The following is a 1,050-nucleotide window of genomic DNA, read 5'->3' on the forward strand; positions in this document are numbered from 1 at the left end:
CTCTTTCTCCCCTTCTCTCCCTCTCCTTTTCCTTCCTTCTTCGTGCACGTACCTCTCTCTCTCCCCCCTTCTCTCTCTTTTCCCTCCTCTCCCCCCCCTTTTTTCTTCTCCTTCCTAACTTCAATATCTCCCTTTTTTTTTCTCCCCCCCCCCTTCTCCCCTTCTTCCTCTCCCCCCCTCCTTTTCTTCTTCCCTCTCTCTCCCTTCCCTTTCTTTTTCCTCCTTCTTTTTCCCCTTCTCCCTCCTCCTCCCCTCCTCCTTCTTTTTCTTCCCTCCTCACCGACACCCCTCCTCTTCCCTTTTCCTTCCTTCTCCCTCCTTCTCTTCTTCCCCTTCTCTCCTTTCTTCCTCCTCCCCCTCTCTCTCCTCCTCTTCTCCTTCCCTTTTCATTTTCTTTTCTCCCTCCCCCTCTTCCCCCCTCTCCCTTCCCTCCCTCTCCCCTTTTTCTCCTTTTCTTCCTTCTTCCCTTTCCTCCTCTTTCTCCCCTTTTCTTCTCTCCTCCTTCTTCTCTCCTCCCCCTTCTCCTCCTTCTCTTTTCCCTTTTTTCCTTCTTTTCCTTTTTCTCCCCTCCTTCCTCCCCCTTTTCCTCCTCTTTCTCCCCCCCTCTCCCCCCCTCCTTCCCTCTTTCTTCCTTTCTCTTTCCCCCTCCCTTTTTCTCTTTCTTTCTTTTTTCTCCTCCTCTCTCCTTTTTTTCCCTCTCTCCCCCCTTCTCCCCTTTTCCCTCCCTTTTCTTCTTCCTTTCCCTCTTTCTCCTCTTCTTCCCCCCTCTCTCTCCTTTTCCTTCTTCCCCCCCCTTTTTTCCTTTCCCCTTCTCCTCCCCCCCCTCCCCTTTCCCCCTTTTTCCCCTTTCTTCCTTCCCCCTCTGCTCACCCCTCTTTTTCTTCCCCCTCTTTCCCCCTCCCTCTTCTTTTTTCTCTTCTCTTTTCTCCCTCCTTCCCTTCCCCCTCCCCCCTTCCCCTCCCCCTCTTCCTTCCCTCCCCCCTCCTTTCCCTTCTCCCTTTTTTTTTTTTTTCTCCTCCTTTCTCCCCCCCTTCCCCTCTTCTTTTCCCT

The 1,050-nt window shown here is 52.7% G+C and carries 2 protein-coding genes; both read right to left on the reverse strand.

Going from position 1 to position 1,050, the window contains the following annotated elements:
- Positions 1–280, reverse strand: a 280-nt coding sequence (locus tag ISALK_RS15670; protein WP_236660394.1) for a hypothetical protein, incomplete at its 3' end; no start/stop codon positions are given.
- Positions 277–1,050: hypothetical protein (locus ISALK_RS15675; RefSeq protein ID WP_236660395.1), on the reverse strand; the 774-nt coding region annotated here is incomplete at its 5' end. The genes ISALK_RS15670 and ISALK_RS15675, both read right to left, overlap by 4 nt.

Origin of the sequence: Isachenkonia alkalipeptolytica, from assembly GCF_009910325.1 — a bacterium.
Classification (GTDB): Bacteria; Bacillota; Clostridia; order Peptostreptococcales; family T1SED10-28; genus Isachenkonia; species Isachenkonia alkalipeptolytica.